We start from the raw sequence: 15,442 nt of genomic DNA, 5'->3' as shown, positions 1-15,442 counted from the left end.
CACACTGCGCTGATACAGCACGGGCCCGGGAGCATCTGCTCCCGGGCCCGTGTCTTTGTGTTGCGGCGAAAGGACAATGTACTCAAAGCAAGCAAATGTGGTTAATGCAACTGCAATGTGGTTAATGCAACTGCAATGTGGTTAATACACCTTGGTGGCCATCGATCCCCATGCGGCTGTCGCGGCCTTGACACCACTCCCTACGGACGATAGTTTTTCGTTGAGCAATCTGGGATGCTCTGAAGATCTGGGGATCATCAGCAGTCTGCTTCTGCAGAATCCACACGAATGGGACATTCGTGTGGATTCATACATGCAGTGTTCGCATCTACAGCGCCCGGTGCATTCGGCCGGTTGCCATTACACGAAGACCAGGTTTCATCACGTTGCGGTCCGCAACATCAAAGAAGAAAATACACCGAAGGGAGGGAAAGAAATCAAGTTCGAGCGATTTGTTCAGCAGCCGGGCAAGGGAATCAAGATCTGTTTGGTCTACACCAAGTCTTGACTAATCATCAAGGTGTGAGCCTTTCGATCGGATCAGGAACCACGACCGGAGGAGGCGGTCGCTGCGGCCGCCTCCTCCTCGCCCCAGAAGGAGATTTCGCAGATGACTACCATACGTCCTCGAGTTGTCCGCTCAGAGGATTCGATTTGGGTGCTCACGCCAGGGAATGCGCTCCGCGCAGAGAACACTCCCGAATATTTCGGGTGGAGTGACGCTGACATCATTGCTGAGCTCCCTGATCTTGCAGGGGTAGACATCGCCGGAACTGGCGTTCATCATGTCACGGTGACGACCACGACATCGTGCAACCTCGCGTGCCCGTATTGCTTCCAGAACACAGCACCAGCTGATGGCGGCGGCCTCGCACCTCGAATCGCCCGGCGTTTCATTGATCTATCCGTCATCCGTGCGGCCGCGCAATTCGTGAACGACCGCGCAGGTAAGCACAATGCACATTCGCTCGCGCTAACGCTGTTCGGCGGCGAACCGCTCCTACGTCCGGACCTGTGTGCGACCATATTGCGAGAGTTCGGAAGTTTCCTCCCTCTGAGTGCTTCGGCGGTGACCAACGGCACCCGCCTCAGCGCTCGCACTCTCGCTTCTCTACGTGCGCTCGGACTCGACCAGCTGCAAGTCTCTCTGGACGGAGGCAAGAGCAGTCATGACGTCACACGAAGGACTCGCGGCGGACACCCCACCTATGACCACGTGCTGGAGAACATACGGAAGGCGGCAATGGTCGAAGGAGTGCTCTGGAATTTCCGGCTGAACGTCACCGCCTCGTCAGTGTCGACGATCCTATCGGCAGTTGAGGACATCGCATCTCTCTCATTCGCCGACGCTCCAATAGTGAGCCTTGACCTCATTCACGACGCCGGCGTTTACGACGGTACCGTCGCGTGGGGTGACGACGCATTGGACGCGTGTGTTGAAGCCTACGAGAGAGCCATCGATCTAGGACTGCAGATTCCTGAACCGGCTTGGAGTGCGCCGTGCGCAATGTGCGGCGACGTTGAATGCGAAACGGGGACCGTTGTTGATGCCGACGGTAGTGTCGTGAGCTGCTGGGAGGCCGTTGGGCATCCAGAACTCACGTTGGGCGACGTATGGGGCGCCCGCCTCAGTCCGGAGAAGCGACGGACCAGGTGGCGTCAATGTGGATTCTCCGCCACAGATGGCGCCCCTCAGCGACGGATACGAAGTGATCTCGATGCACGAGTTCTGGACTTACTTCGCGAGAAGGGCCGCTTGGGCACCGGCTCGACCGAATCGGGCCAAACTCATGGATAGCGGATTCGGGAGTGACACCAGCGTCGAGGGAGCACCGATACCGCTGCGACGCAATCGCGGATTCGGGCTCCTGATGGCCGGGCAGTTCGCTAGTTCTCTGGGGTCGGGGATCGCTGCGATTGCAATCCCGCTCATCCTGCTGGAGGTCACCGGATCAGCCGCGACCGCGGGCACCATCGCAGGAGCAACGTCGCTCCTCTCGGTAGGAGTTGGCCTCTTGGCCGGGGTATACGCGGACCGATGGCCTCGGCGCTTGACCCTCATCGTCTCTGCCCTGGTAGCGAGCGTTTCGTGGGGTGTGTGTGCAGTTGTTCTCTCCATCGACGGCCCCGCGTCGATCGCAGTCGCGACGGCGGCGGGGCTTTCCACGTTGGCGATGACGTTCTTCCAGCCGGCACAGAACGGTGCGGTCCGAAATCTCGTGTCTCGCGATCAACTCCCCCAAGCGATCGCCATCGACGACGCTCGCGACACCATTGCAGGTCTCATCGGTTCTCCCGTCGGCGGCGTGCTCATCACTCTGGGCAGCGCTCTGACAGTTCTCGCGAACTCAGTGGGCTATCTCATCGCTGCGATCTGTATCACCGTGATCACGGCGCCACTAGGTCCCCACCGCGTTGTGACAACGGACGCCGGCGCAGAGTCTTCACGCAGCTATGTCCGCGGAGTTCTGAGTGACGCGCTCGCTGGGCTACGACACATCTGGAGCACGCCGGCCATCCGGCTCACATTCATCACCGCGTGCGCTCTCAATCTGCCCTTTCTCGGCATTCAGTTCGCTATCGTCATCGGGCTTGGCAGTATCGGCACACAGCCGTACCTCATCGCCTTGACAGAGGTGGCCGCGGGCCTCGGAGGCGTGGCGGGGGCCGCGCTGGTCGGCCCGCTGAACAAGCGGTTCACGTTGGGAATGCAGGTTGTTCTCACTGCCGCGCTGGCGGCCGTGACGGGCCTGCTCATCGCGTGCGCGTTCCCGAACGTCTGGTGGCTCCTTCCCGCCTGTTTTGCCAACGTGCTATTCATACCGGCTCTGAACGGTGCACTCATGGGCTATCTGTTTGGTTCTGGTCCCGAGGAGATGACGGGCCGCCTCGGGTCTGCCGCACAGGTGGCAGCGGGAATCTTCGTGCCGTTCTCCCCGTTCCTTGCGGGGGTCCTGGTTGAGGTGTGGTCTGGACGGGCAGCGCTGTTCGTCTTTGTGGGGGTTCTTGGCCTGATCGCAGTCATACTGGCGGCCAGCCCGAGCATACGTCGGTTGAAGCTATGAAGGACAGCCCGAATGACGACTATCAGCGCGCCGATCAGCTCTGCATGAGCGCGACGAGTGCCCACACGACGAGGACCACGAAGCTTCCGACCAGGAACCAGTCCCACGTGTGCGTCACGGCGCCCTGCGCCTCGGCGCGGTGGCGCGATGCGCTCCAGCGGCCGCGGAGACCCTGCAGCGTGGCCTCGGCAGCGTCCGCGCGGCTCTGACCGAGCTTCGTCACCTGCTGGCCGCGACGCGCGAGGGCGGGGCCGCCCATGCAGGTCACCGGCTTGTCGTCACGCAGCTGAAGCACGAGCTGGTAACGCAGATCGATGTCGGTGACACTCCCCCACGGAATGTGGTGACGGCGCAACAGATTCTGCACGTCGACCGCGTCGTCGTCCGTGGCGATGGTGGATGCGGCCATTCCGACGTACACCGCCCAGACCACCAGCAACACCCACGGTGCCCAGAGCATCGTCTGCGCCCATCCGGCACGCAGCACGGCGTCGCCGAGCAGGAAGAGACCGAGGGCGGCGGCGATCGCGGTGGCGATGTAGCCGGACATCGAGCGCATGACATGACGATTCGGGCGTGCTGTGTTCACCTCAGCAGATTACCGGTCGCGGGTGCGAGACCTCCGAGACGACGAAGGGCGCCCCGCTCGCGCGGGACGCCCTTCGGTGCGTACGAGTCAGCTGATGCCGAGCTCGATGTCGGCGCCGGGGATCGCGGCCAGGAGACGCTGCGTGTACTCCTGCTGCGGGTTGGCGAAGATCTCGTCCACCGTCCCCTGCTCCACGGCCACGCCCTTCTCCATCACGCAGACGAGGTCGGCGGCGACGCGCACCACGGCCAGGTCGTGTGTGATGAAGAGATAGGTCAGACCCAGCTCGTCCTGTAGCTGAGCGAGCAGCTGCAGGATCTGGTCCTGCACCAGCACGTCGAGCGCGGAGACCGCCTCGTCCAGCACGACGATGTCGGGCTTCAGAGCGAGCGCGCGAGCGATGGCCACGCGCTGACGCTGACCGCCGGACAGCTCGTTCGGATAGCGCTCGGCCAGCCGCTGCGGCAGCGCGACCTGGTCGAGAAGCTCACGCACGCGTGCGTCACGCTCCGCCGACGTTCCCACGTGGTGGATGCGCATCGGCTCCTCGATCAGCGATCCGATGCTGCGAAGCGGATCCAGCGAGCTGTACGGGTCCTGGAACACGGGCTGCATGCGTCGCCGCAGCGCCAGTGTGCCGGCACGATCCAGCTTGGAGACGTCCTTGCCGTCGACCTCGATGACGCCGGCGGTGGGATCCTCCAGCTTCAGCACCATCTTCGCGACGGTCGACTTGCCCGAACCGGACTCGCCCACCAGCGCCAGCGTCTTTCCTCGCGGAATGCCGAAGGAGACGTTGTCGACGGCACGGAACGGCACGCTGCCGAACGCGCCCTGACGAATGCGGTAGTCCTTCGTCAGGCCCTCCACGCGCACCGTGGGGGTGTCGAACATGCCCGTGACGGGGCGGGGCTCCTCACCCGACTCGCGCACCGCGATCTCGATCCGCTTGGACGCCAGCGAAGGCGCGGCCGCGACGAGACGCTGGGTGTACGGGTGACGCGGGTGCTGGAGGATCTCGCGGCTCGGCCCCGACTCCACGATGCTGCCCTGGTTCATCACGATGATCTTCTCGGCACGCTCCGCGGCCAGACCCAGATCGTGCGTGATCAGAAGCACGGAGGTGCCCTTCTCACGCGTGAGGGACGCCATGTGATCGAGGATCACACGCTGCACCGTCACATCGAGCGCGGACGTCGGCTCGTCGGCGATGAGCAGGCGCGGGTCAGCAGCGAGGCCGATTCCGATCAGCGCACGCTGGCGCATACCGCCGGAGAACTGATGCGGGAACTGCCCCAGGCGACGCTCCGCGTCGGCGAGGCCGGCCTGCTTCAGCACCTCGATCGTGCGTGCCTTCACCTGCGCGCGGCTCAACCGGCCGTCGCTGTTGGCCCGGACGGCCTCGGCCACCTGGAAGCCGATGCTCCACACCGGGTTGAGATTGGACATCGGGTCCTGCGGGACGTATCCGATCTCCCGTCCGCGCAGCGACTCCATCTGCGGGCGGGTGAGCGTGGTGAGCTCCCGTCCGTCCAGCGAGATGGACCCGCCGGTGACCCGGCCGGTGCCGGGCAGCAGATTGATGATCGCCGAGGCAGTCGTCGACTTGCCCGAGCCCGACTCTCCCACGATGGCGACGGTTTCGCCGGGGAAGATGTCGAAGCTGACGCCGTGAACGACCTCGCGGGTGGCCTTCTTCGTTCCGAACGTGATCTTCAGATCACGCACCGACAGCAGCGGGGTGTTGCTCACCGAGCCGATTCCTTCCGTCGCGGTCATCGCTGGGCCCTCGCCCTCGGGTCGAGGGCATCGCGGATCAGCTCACCGAGCATGATGAATGCGAGCACCGTCACCGTCAGCGCGATGGACGGGTAGATCAGCGCCATCGGCGCCACCTTGATGCTCGCCTGCGCCTGGCTGATGTCCAGGCCCCAGCTCATGGTCTCCGATCCGAGCCCGAGGCCCAGGAACGACAGCGTGGCCTCGGCCACGATGGCGCTGGCCAGGCTGATCGTGGTCACCACGATCAGCGGAGCGATCGCATTCGGGATCACGTGCGAGAGCATCGTGCGGAACCGGGACATGCCGAGCGCCGTCGAGGCCATCACGTAGTCCAGCTGACGAACGCGGATGACCTCCGCTCGCACCACACGCGCCGTGCTCGCCCAGGCGAACCCACCGATGGCCAGCGCCATGATGAACGGGTTGCGGTACTGCGAGAGCACGCTCATCACGACGATCGCCGCGAGGATGTACGGGATGGCGAAGAAGATGTCGCCCACGCGCGAGAGGATGGAGTCCAGCCACCCGCCGTAGAAGCCCGCGAAGGCACCGAAGATCAGACCGATCACCGATCCGATGAGGGTGGCCAGCAGACCGACGGACAGCGAGGTCTGCGCACCGAAGACGATGCGCGCCCAGATGTCGCAGCCCTGACGCGTGAAGCCGAGCCAGTGCTCGCCCGTCGGCCCCTTGTTGCTGTTGCTGAGCTCACACCCGTTGTTGGGCGCGATGCTGGTGAACATGCTGGGGAACAGCGCCATGAGCAGGATGACCAGCACCACGAGCAGAGAGAGCCAGAACAGCGGGCGACGACGCAGGTCCCGCCAGGCGTCCAGCCAGAGGTTGGAGCGCTTCTCGCCGACACGGACCTCGTCCACCGAGATGGTGTCCGTCAGGACCTCGGCGACGTAGTGATCTGCGCCGCGTGTGACCGGCGCGACTTCGGTGGGCACCTGCGACGGGTCCATCGAGGTCATGTCCCGGAGGTTCATCGACGCCTCCGGAGGCGTCATCTCATCACTTGGCATAACGGATCCTTGGGTCGAGCACGACGTACAGCAGGTCCACGACCAGGTTCACGAGCACATACAGGATCACGAACACGGTCACGAAGGAGACGATCGTCGTCCCCTCCTGCAGCTGCACTGCCTTGAAGAGCTGGTTTCCCACACCGGGGACGTTGAAGATTCCCTCGGTCACGGTCGCGCCCACCAGGAGCACACCGAAGTTGGTGGCCGAGTTGGTCACCACGGGAATCAGCGAGTTGCGGAGCACGTGCACGGGGAGCACGCGCGAGCGCGAGAGTCCCTTGCTGTATGCCGTACGCACCCAGTCCTGGTTGAGGGTGTCGATCACCGAGCCGCGCATCAGGCGCATGCTGGTGGCGTACATGCTGACGCCCAGCACGATGGCTGGCAACCAGAGATCACCCCAGCCCGCCTCTTGCGGAACGGTGGGTTTGAACCAGCCCCACTGGATCGCCAGGAAGTACTGCGCCAGGAACGCGATCACGAAGATCGGCATGGCCAGGAACAGCAGGCTGATCACCAGCGAGGAGATGTCGAGGAACTTGCCCTTGGTGAGTGCCGAGATCGTACCGATGATGACGGCGAGAAGGAACTCCAGTCCGATCGCCAGGACCGCGAGGCGGGCGGTGACCGGAAGGGTCCGGCCCAGCACGACGGCGACGTCCTGACCGGAGTAGGTCTTTCCCAGGTTCCCGGTGAACACACCGGTGACGTAGTACCAGTACTGCACGATGAACGGGTCGTCCAGGTGGTACCGCGCCCGGATCTCCGCCAGCTGGGCCGGGTTGGGCACGCGCTGGCCGAAGAGGGCCGCGATCGGGTCGCCCGGCATGGCGAAGACCATGAAGTAGATGAGCAGGGTTGCCCCGAAGAACACGGGGATCACCTGCAGGAAGCGTTTGATGATGTAACCGACCATCCGCTCTCCCTCCAAAATGACAGCTCGCATCGCGCGATCCGCGTGCTACGAGCATGGTGTCGCGTTTCTCGTGAAAACGCGAGGGTTGATGAACAGGCCGCGAGGCGGTGACGTTCGTCACCGCCTCGCGGGAGGAGATCAGTCGGTGTTACTTGGTGATCTCGTAGAAGAGCGGAACCGAGTTCCAGCCGAACTGGACGTTCTGGACGCCCTCGGCGTAGCCACCGGTCACGTTGGAGTACCACAGCGGGATGGCCGGCAGGTCGGCGAGGAGGATCTCCTCGGCCTTCTTGAAGCCGTCCTTGGCCGCAGCGGCGTCGGTCGCCGAGATCGCAGCGGTGAGCGCGGCGTCGAACTCGGGCGACTTGTAGTCGCCGTCGTTGGAGCCCTTGCCGTCAGCTGCAGCGGAGGAGTAGAGCGGGCCCAGGAAGTTGTAGACACCCGGGTAGTCGGCCTGCCAGCCGGTGCGGAACGCCGTCTGGATGGCGCGGTCCGTGACCTGCTTGCGGAAGTCGGAGAACGTCGGAACGGCGTTGCCCGAGGCCTCGATACCGAGGTTGTTCTTCAGCTGGTTGCTGACAGCGTCGACCCACTCGCCGTGGCTGGAGTCACCGTTGTAGCCGATCTGGAACGAACCGCTCCACGGCGAGATGGCGTCGGCCTGCGCCCACAGCTCCTTCGCCTTGGTCGGGTTGAACTCCAGCACGTCGGCACCGGCGAGGTCCGTCGGGCGGTCCGCGATGACCGGCGACGTGAAGTCGTCCGCCGGGGTGCGGGTACCGTTGAAGATCGTCTTGGTGATCTCGGCCCGGTCGATGGCCATCGAGATGGCGGCACGACGCAGCTTGCCCTCTTCACCCGAGAAGTGCTCGAGGCGCCCCGGGATGGTGAAGGACTGGAAGATCGCGGCGGGCTGGTTGACAGCACGGTCGCCGAGCTCGCTCTCGAAGGTCGCGAACGAGCTGCCCGGGATCTGGTCGATCACGTCGACGTTGCCACCGAGCAGGTCGGAGTACGCGGCGTCAGCGGTCTGGTAGAAGACGATGTCGAGACCGTCGTTCTTCGCGGCGCGGCCACCCTCGTAGGTCTCGTTCTTGACGAGCGAGATGGAGACGTCGTGCTGCCAGGCGTCGTCGCCCGCCAGCTTGTAGGGGCCGTTGCCGATGGGGGCCTCGGCGAACTTCGCCATGTCCTCGAAGGCGGAGTCCGGGAGCGGGTAGAACGCCGAGTAGCCGAGACGCAGAGCGAAGTCGGAAGCCGGCTTGTTCAGCTTGATGGTGAAGGTGTAGTCATCCACCTTGACCAGGCCGGTGAGCTCGGAGTCCGCAGCGCCGTCGTAACCCTCGATGTCCTCGAAGAAGTAGGACGAGGTGTAGCCGTTGGAGAACTTCGCGCCGTCGTTCCAGGCCTTGATGAAGTTGTCGGCCTTGACCTCGGTGCCGTCGGAGAACTTCTGGCCCTTCTTCAGGGTGACGGTCAGGTTCTGAGCGTCCTCCTGCTTGATCTCCTGCGCCATGTCGAGAACGGGCTTGCCGTCTGCGTCGTAGTAGACCAGACCAGCGAAGAGCGAGTCGAGGATCTTTCCACCGCCGACCTCGTTCGTGTTGGCGGGGATGAGCGAGTTCTGGGGCTCGGAACCGTTGGTCTTGATGATCATGTCGCCGGTGCTGGTACCACCATCAGCGCTCGATCCGGAGCTCGGGTTGTCCGTGCCGCCGCCGTTCGACGAGCATCCAGCCAGCGCGAGTGCCGCAACACTCAGCAGCGCGATGCCGGATACGGCAATCTTCGTGCGCTTCACTTGTCCTCCTGTGCATTGGGTGAAGTAACCACGCGACGTCAACGGTGACGCGCAATGGGTTAGGGCAACTTTAGGTTCCGCTGGGGATCTGAGCAAAGTCCGCTGCGCAACCGTTACAGATCTTTTACCGCAGCCCCCATGCATTGCGCGATGTGATAAGTGCCATACGAGACAGGCCGATGTCAACCCTGGGCGGGATTGGCAATGTGCACAAAGAACCGGTCATCAGGCTGCGCATATATGTGCTTGCATACACATTTTGACCACCACATCGCTCACTGTTCAGGCTTCGCTCAGGAGGCCGTCCGAGCTTGCCGACGGCGCCTGTTTCGCTCCCCGGCGCGGACGGTCGCCGGACGTGCTCACCCCGGCGCGCGACGGCTGCGAACAATGAGCAGCCGGAGGGCTTTCCAGCGCTCAGAGGAGCACGGTCCTCTCGCTCACCGGTCGTAGCATCGTGACGTGACCGATGCCGCCGTGACCCCCGCCTACACCCGAGCGCGTCTGAGGTGGGAGGTGGTGCTGGTGCTGAGTGCCACCTTCGGCGCCTCCGCGGTGTACTCGCTGCTGCGTCTGGTGCGGCGGCGCCTGTCGGAGACCCCGCTGTCGCAGCAGAGCACCCAGCTCAATCCGACGCTGGACACCGTCCCCGTGTGGGACATCGTCTACAACTGCCTCGACGTGTTCTTCGACCTGATGCTCGTGGGCCTCGTCGTGTATCTGCTCTGGGAACCGGGTCGCAACGCGCTCCGAGCCATGGGCATGGACTTCACCCGCATCGGTCAGGACCTGGCACGCGGCGCGCTGTTCGTCGTCGTGATCGGCGTGCCGGGGATCGGCCTCTATCTGCTCGGGCGGCTGATCGGCGTCACCGTGGCGGTGCAGGCCTCGGAGTCCACCCTCGCATGGTGGAGCATCGGCACCCTCGTGCTGTCCGCGCTGCGTTCGGGGGTGATGGAGGAGGTCATCATGATCGGCTGGCTGTTCGACCGGTTCCGTCGGCTCGGCGTGGGGCCGGTCGCGACCATCGTCACGTCCGCGCTGATCCGTGGCGCGTATCACTCCTACCAGGGTGAGGGCCCGATGATCGGCAACATCCTCATGGGGCTGGTCTTCGGATGGCTTTACCTGCGATGGAAGCGCGTCATGCCGCTGGTGATCGCCCACACCCTGATCGACGTGATCGCCTTCATCGGCTACCCCCTCGCACTCGCCTCCCCGTTCCTCGCTCCCCTCTTCGCCCCCGCCTCCTAACGCCCCGGCTTCTGCTGGCCCCGGGCGCGGAGCGGGACGCAATGATCGCCGAGAGGGCTGCGGATTCGATCCGTCGCCACATGGCAGGCCTCCCGCGCTGGTCGTTCGCGGATCGCACCGATCCTCGCCGTCCGCGACGTCCTTGATCTCGCCGGCCTCCGCGAAGCGGCCAGCCAGATGCTCCACGTCTGTCGACGTTGCCCCGGCTGTTCCACCATCACCGCTCGCTCTAACCGCGAAACCCCAGCACGGCCGAGAAACCCGGCGTTGCGGGGGTTTCTCGGACGTGCTGGGGTGTTTCGCGGGAAGTGGTGCCGGTTAGGCGAAGGCCTCGATCGGGGGGCAGGCGCAGACGAGGTTGCGGTCGCCGTACGCCTGGTCGATCCGGCGCACCGGGGGCCAGTATTTGGTGCGCACCAGGGTGTGCACCGGGTAGACGGCCAGCTCACGCGGGTAGGCGTGCGCCCACTCCCCCGCGATCACAGACTCCGCGGTGTGCGGGGCGTTGACCAGCGGGTTGTCGTCCGCGGGCCAGACCCCGGCGGCGACCTGATCGGCTTCCGCCTTGATCTGGATCATCGCCTCAATGAAGCGGTCGACCTCCCCCAGATCCTCCGACTCAGTGGGCTCCACCATGAGCGTGCCCGCGACCGGGAACGACATCGTCGGAGCGTGGAATCCATAGTCGATGAGGCGCTTGGCCACGTCGTCGACGGTGACCCCGGTCTCCTCCTTGAGGGGACGCAGATCGAGGATGCACTCGTGGGCGACGAAACCGCCCTCACCCGTGTAGAGCACGGGGTAATGGCCCTCGAGGCGCTTGGCGATGTAGTTCGCCGACAGCACCGCTGCCGCCGTCGCATCGCGAAGACCCGAGGCGCCCATCATGCGCACGTACGCCCACGAGATCGGCAGCACGCCGGCGGAGCCGTAGGGGGCGCCCGACACCGGGCCACCGGCGAAGACGTGCCCGCCGGCATGCTCGGCACGCTGTGCCTGCGGGTGTCCCGGGAGGAACTCCGCCAGGTGGGCCTTCGCGGCAACCGGACCGACGCCGGGGCCACCGCCGCCGTGCGGGATGGCGAACGTCTTGTGCAGGTTGAGGTGCGAGACGTCGCCGCCGAGGTCGCCGAAACGGCTGATCCCCACGAGGGCGTTGAAGTTCGCGCCGTCGATGTACACCTGACCTCCCGCGGCGTGAACCGCCGAGGTGACCTCCATCACGTCGCTCTCGTACACGCCGAACGTCGAGGGGTACGTGATCATCAGCGCGCCGAGTTCATCCGCGTGCTGGGCGATCTTCGCCTTGAGATCGGCGAGGTCCACGTTGCCCAGGTCGTCGGTGGCCACCACGACCACCTTCATGCCGGCCAGCACCGCGGACGCGGCGTTCGTGCCGTGCGCTGAGGACGGGATGAGGCAGATCGTGCGGTGATCGTCGCCACGCGACAGGTGATACCCGCGGATCGCGAGCAGCCCGGCCAGCTCGCCCTGCGAACCGGCGTTCGGCTGCAGCGAGACCGCGTCGTACCCCGTGACGTCGGCAAGCCACGTTTCGAGCTGGTCGACCAGTTCGAGGATGCCCGCCACGTCCTCCGCCGGGGCGAACGGGTGCAGACCCGCGAACTCCGGCCACGTGATCGCCGCCATCTCGGTCGCGGCGTTGAGCTTCATGGTGCACGAGCCGAGCGGGATCATGCCCCGATCCAGTGCGTAGTCCCGATCGGCCAGCTGCTTGAGGTAGCGCATCATCGCCGTCTCACTGTGGTGCAGGCTGAACACCGGGTGCGTCAGGTACTCCTCGCGGCGGCGCAGGTCGCCCCAGGTCTTCTCCAGCTCCAAGAACGCGGCGGAGAAGGGCGTCGCTCCGAACACGATCCCACCGGGGTGCTCGACGCCGAAGGCGGCAAGCACGGCAAGCAGGTCGCCCAGCGTCGTCGACTCGTCCACGGCGATGCCGACGACGTCGCCCGAGACCTCGCGCAGGAGGTATCCCGCTGCGTGCGCCGATGCGACGATCGCCGATGCGCGACCGGGGACCCGGACCTGGACGGTGTCGAAGAACACGTCTTCCGTGATGTCGAGCCCGCCCTGGCGCAGCCAGGACGCCAGCGTCGCCGCCTTGCCCGCGACGTCCATCGCGATACGGCGCAGCCCGTCGGGACCGTGGTACACGGCGTACATCGAGGCCATCACGGCCAGCAGCACTTGAGCGGTGCAGATGTTGCTCGTGGCCTTCTCGCGGCGGATGTGCTGCTCGCGCGTCTGCAGCGACAGGCGGTACGCGGGCTTGCCCTCCGCATCGACGGAGACGCCGACGAGGCGGCCGGGCAGCTGACGCTCAAGACCGGAGTGCACGGCCATGTAGCCCGCGTGCGGTCCGCCGAACGCCAGCGGCACGCCGAAGCGCTGTGTGGTGCCGACCGCGACGTCCGCGCCCATCGACCCCGGTGACCGCAGGAGGGTCAGCGCCAGCAGATCGGCGGCCACGACAGACAGGCCTCCGGCTGTGTGCGTCGCATCGATGACGCCGGAGACGTCCCAGACGCGACCAGAGGCGCCCGGATACTGCACGAACGAGCCGAACAGCTCGGCGGGCATCTCCTCACCGGCGGCGAAGTCAACCTCGACCAGGGTGATCCCCACGGCGTCGGCCCGGGTGGCCAGCACGGCCTTCGTCTGCGGCAGCGCGTCGGCGTCGACGACGAACACGTCGGTCTTCGCACGCGACGCGCGGCGTGCAAGGAGCATGCCCTCGGCGACTGCCGTCGACTCGTCCAGCATCGACGCGTTGGCCGTGTCGAGACCGGTGAGGTCGCACACCATCGTCTGGAAGTTGATCAGCGCTTCCAGGCGCCCCTGCGAGATCTCCGGCTGATACGGCGTGTAGGCCGTGTACCAGGAGGGGTTCTCCAGGACGCTGCGCTGAATCACGGACGGCGTAAGGGTGCCGTAGTAGCCGAGGCCGATCATCGGCCGGGTGACGCGGTTGCGCGACGCCAGCGCGCGCAGCTCCGCAATGGCCTCCGCCTCCGATGCCGCCTCGGGTAGCACGGACGCCGGACGCTCGCCGCGGATGACCGCCGGGAGCGCGCGCTCGACGAGCGCACCGAGGCGGTCGCCGTCCTCGCTGGTGACGCCGAGCGCGTCCAGCATGACATCCTGCGCCGCGGCGTCCGTTCCGATGTGGCGGTCCTGGAAGCGGGTCACGCCTCCCCCACCAGCGCCTGGTAGGCGGCGTGGTCGAGGAGGTCGCCGGGCAGCTCGCCCGAGACGCGCACCTTGATCAGCCAGCCGCCGTCGAACGGCTCGGAGTTGACGAGGGACGGCTCCGCGGCCGCCTCGTCATTGGTCTCCACGACCTCACCGTTCAGCGGAGCGTAGAGCTCGCCGACCGACTTGGTCGACTCGATCTCGCCCACCACGGACGAGATCGCGATCTGCGTGCCGACGGCAGGCAGATCCAAGTAGACGATGTCGCCGAGCTGGGCGGCGGCGTACGAGGTGATGCCGATCGTCGCGATGTCGCCGTCGAGGGCGATCCACTCGTGCTCGGACGTGTACTTCAGGGAGTTGAGATCGGTCACTGGTTCCTCCGGTAGAAAGGCAGGGTGGTCACGGTGGCCGGAATGCGGGTCCCCCGCACATCCAGCTGGAGTTCGGTGCCCTCGGCGGCCGCCGAGGGGTGGACGAGGGCCATCGCGATGGGGTGGCCCAGCGTCGGGCTGAGGGCGCCGGAGGTGATCTCCCCGACCTTGTCCTCGCCCCGGTAGACGTCGTATCCGGCACGGCCGGCGCGCTTGCCCTCGGCGATCAGGCCGACCAGCACGGGAGCGTCGGTGAGCTCGCGCGCGGCCAGCCCGTCCTTGCCCACGAAGTCCTCCTTGTCGACGGCGACGACCCGGCCGAGGCCGGCCTGAGTCGGTGCGGTCTCGAGCGACAGCTCGTGTCCGTACAGAGGCATGCCTGCCTCGAGGCGCAGCGTGTCGCGCGCTGCGAGACCGGCGGGGACCAGCTCGTCGGCGCCGGAGGCCAGCAATGCGTCCCACAGCTCGCCCGCGGCGGAGTTCGGGACCAGCAGCTCGAATCCGTCCTCGCCGGTGTAGCCGGTGCGAGCGATGAAGACCGGGGCGTCGCCGAAGTCGCCTTCGCTCCATGCGTAGTAGGCGAGCTCGGCGAGCGGCACGCCGCTCACGGTGAAGCCGGGCAGAGCCTCCAGGATCCCGCGGGCGTTCGGGCCCTGAACGGCGATCAGAGCCATCTCGTCAGAGACGTCGTCCACCAGCGCTTCCGTGCGCGCGGGCGCGGCACCCGTGAGCCGCTCGGCGACGCCGGCGTCCCAATCGCGTGCGCGATCCGTGAGCGCAACGGCGACGGCGTCCCGGTTGCCCGCGTTGGAGATGATCAGGAAGCGGTCATCGGCCATCCGGTACACGATGAGGTCGTCGATGATGCCGCCGCGCTCGTCGAGCAGCAGCGAGTACTTGGCCTTGCCCACCTTCATCGTGGAGATACGGCCGGCGACCGCGTAGTCGAGGAACGCGGCCGCATCCGCGCCGGCGAGCAGGAACTCCGCCATGTGGGAGATGTCGAACAGGCCGGCGCTCTCGCGGACAGCCTTGTGCTCGGCGAGATCCGAGGTGTAGCGCACCGGCATCATCCATCCGCCGAAGTCGGTGAAGGCGGCGCCGAGCGCCTCGTGTCGGTCTCGGAGGGGGGTGTAGCGGGGTTCCGTCATGATTCTCCCGGCGAAAGGGCGAGCCGGACGCCGGACGGCGCCTGGAACTCCCCCTCTGTCATGGGCCTGAGAGTTTCACACCAGGGGTGCTTTCACCGTCGGCGGATCCGTGTGGATCGCTTTTCAGAGTGACCGGGTCTCCGCGGTGTGTTGACCTGAGAGATTGGCGGGGAGGCTTGCTCCTTCGGTGTCCGTGACGGACTCTCCCGCGGCGACCATGAGTCGTGTTCGATTGTCAGGCCAGCATAGCGGTCACGGACCGCAGC

The 15,442-nt window shown here is 65.8% G+C and carries 12 protein-coding genes and 1 riboswitch; of the genes, 4 read left to right on the top strand and 8 right to left on the bottom strand.

Features of this window, described 5'->3' with window-relative positions:
* Nucleotides 1–154 precede the first annotated feature (154 nt).
* The 3 genes from ACIQJ5_RS05395 (at nucleotide 155) to ACIQJ5_RS05385 (ending at nucleotide 3,065) form a co-directional block, all read left to right on the top strand.
* On the top strand, nucleotides 155–508 hold the full coding sequence (locus ACIQJ5_RS05395; protein ID WP_402841635.1) for a hypothetical protein: 354 nt from the start codon (nucleotides 155–157) through the stop codon (nucleotides 506–508).
* Nucleotides 509–610: 102 nt separating this feature from the next.
* Nucleotides 611–1,798 carry a radical SAM protein gene (locus ACIQJ5_RS05390; RefSeq protein WP_402841632.1) on the top strand — a complete coding sequence of 396 codons (1,188 nt, stop codon included), beginning with the start codon at nucleotides 611–613 and terminating at the stop codon, nucleotides 1,796–1,798.
* On the top strand, nucleotides 1,719–3,065 hold the full coding sequence (locus ACIQJ5_RS05385; RefSeq protein WP_402842066.1) for an MFS transporter: 1,347 nt from the start codon (nucleotides 1,719–1,721) through the stop codon (nucleotides 3,063–3,065). The genes ACIQJ5_RS05390 and ACIQJ5_RS05385 overlap by 80 nt, the downstream gene beginning before the upstream one ends.
* 34 nt (nucleotides 3,066–3,099) lie before the next feature.
* On the opposite strand, the gene ACIQJ5_RS05380 is transcribed toward ACIQJ5_RS05385, so the two are convergent.
* From ACIQJ5_RS05380 to ACIQJ5_RS05360, 5 genes are all read right to left on the bottom strand, one after another.
* Nucleotides 3,100–3,654 carry a PH domain-containing protein gene (locus ACIQJ5_RS05380; protein ID WP_402841629.1) on the bottom strand — a complete coding sequence of 185 codons (555 nt, stop codon included), beginning with the start codon at nucleotides 3,652–3,654 and terminating at the stop codon, nucleotides 3,100–3,102.
* Nucleotides 3,655–3,741: 87 nt separating this feature from the next.
* On the bottom strand, nucleotides 3,742–5,433 hold the full coding sequence (locus ACIQJ5_RS05375; RefSeq protein WP_231089648.1) for an ABC transporter ATP-binding protein: 1,692 nt from the start codon (nucleotides 5,431–5,433) through the stop codon (nucleotides 3,742–3,744).
* Nucleotides 5,430–6,404 (bottom strand): ABC transporter permease, encoded by a 975-nt coding sequence (locus ACIQJ5_RS05370; RefSeq protein WP_231091345.1) that lies wholly within the window; start codon nucleotides 6,402–6,404, stop codon nucleotides 5,430–5,432. The genes ACIQJ5_RS05375 and ACIQJ5_RS05370 overlap by 4 nt, the downstream gene beginning before the upstream one ends.
* A 49-nt stretch (nucleotides 6,405–6,453) precedes the next feature.
* The gene (locus ACIQJ5_RS05365; protein WP_231089647.1) at nucleotides 6,454–7,383 is read right to left on the bottom strand and encodes an ABC transporter permease; all 930 of its coding nucleotides are present in this window, start codon (nucleotides 7,381–7,383) and stop codon (nucleotides 6,454–6,456) included.
* 148 nt (nucleotides 7,384–7,531) lie between these two features.
* A complete protein-coding gene (locus tag ACIQJ5_RS05360) occupies nucleotides 7,532–9,184 on the bottom strand; it encodes an ABC transporter substrate-binding protein (protein ID WP_231089646.1) in 1,653 nt (550 codons plus the stop codon).
* Nucleotides 9,185–9,646: 462 nt separating this feature from the next.
* On the opposite strand from ACIQJ5_RS05360, the gene ACIQJ5_RS05355 reads away from it, so the two are divergent.
* Entirely contained in the window at nucleotides 9,647–10,438 is a 792-nt protein-coding gene (locus ACIQJ5_RS05355) for a CPBP family intramembrane glutamic endopeptidase (protein WP_231089645.1), read from the top strand.
* 318 nt (nucleotides 10,439–10,756) lie between these two features.
* On the opposite strand, the gene gcvP is transcribed toward ACIQJ5_RS05355, so the two are convergent.
* From gcvP to gcvT, 3 genes are read right to left on the bottom strand one after another with little or no spacing between them, the layout of a single operon-like run.
* Nucleotides 10,757–13,594 carry an aminomethyl-transferring glycine dehydrogenase gene (gene gcvP, locus ACIQJ5_RS05350; RefSeq protein ID WP_402842062.1) on the bottom strand — a complete coding sequence of 946 codons (2,838 nt, stop codon included), beginning with the start codon at nucleotides 13,592–13,594 and terminating at the stop codon, nucleotides 10,757–10,759.
* 50 nt (nucleotides 13,595–13,644) lie between these two features.
* Nucleotides 13,645–14,025 (bottom strand): glycine cleavage system protein GcvH, encoded by a 381-nt coding sequence (gcvH, locus tag ACIQJ5_RS05345; protein WP_402841623.1) that lies wholly within the window; start codon nucleotides 14,023–14,025, stop codon nucleotides 13,645–13,647.
* Nucleotides 14,022–15,176 carry a glycine cleavage system aminomethyltransferase GcvT gene (gene gcvT / locus ACIQJ5_RS05340; RefSeq protein ID WP_402841620.1) on the bottom strand — a complete coding sequence of 385 codons (1,155 nt, stop codon included), beginning with the start codon at nucleotides 15,174–15,176 and terminating at the stop codon, nucleotides 14,022–14,024. Before gcvT ends, gcvH begins: the two co-directional genes overlap by 4 nt.
* Nucleotides 15,177–15,309: 133 nt before the next feature.
* Nucleotides 15,310–15,395, bottom strand: a riboswitch (glycine riboswitch).
* Between the last annotated feature and the right edge of the window lie 47 nt (nucleotides 15,396–15,442).

The organism is Microbacterium sp. GXS0129, assembly GCF_044769785.1.
Classification (GTDB): domain Bacteria; phylum Actinomycetota; class Actinomycetes; order Actinomycetales; family Microbacteriaceae; genus Microbacterium; species Microbacterium nymphoidis.
This window is presented reverse-complemented; position numbering and strand designations above follow the sequence as displayed.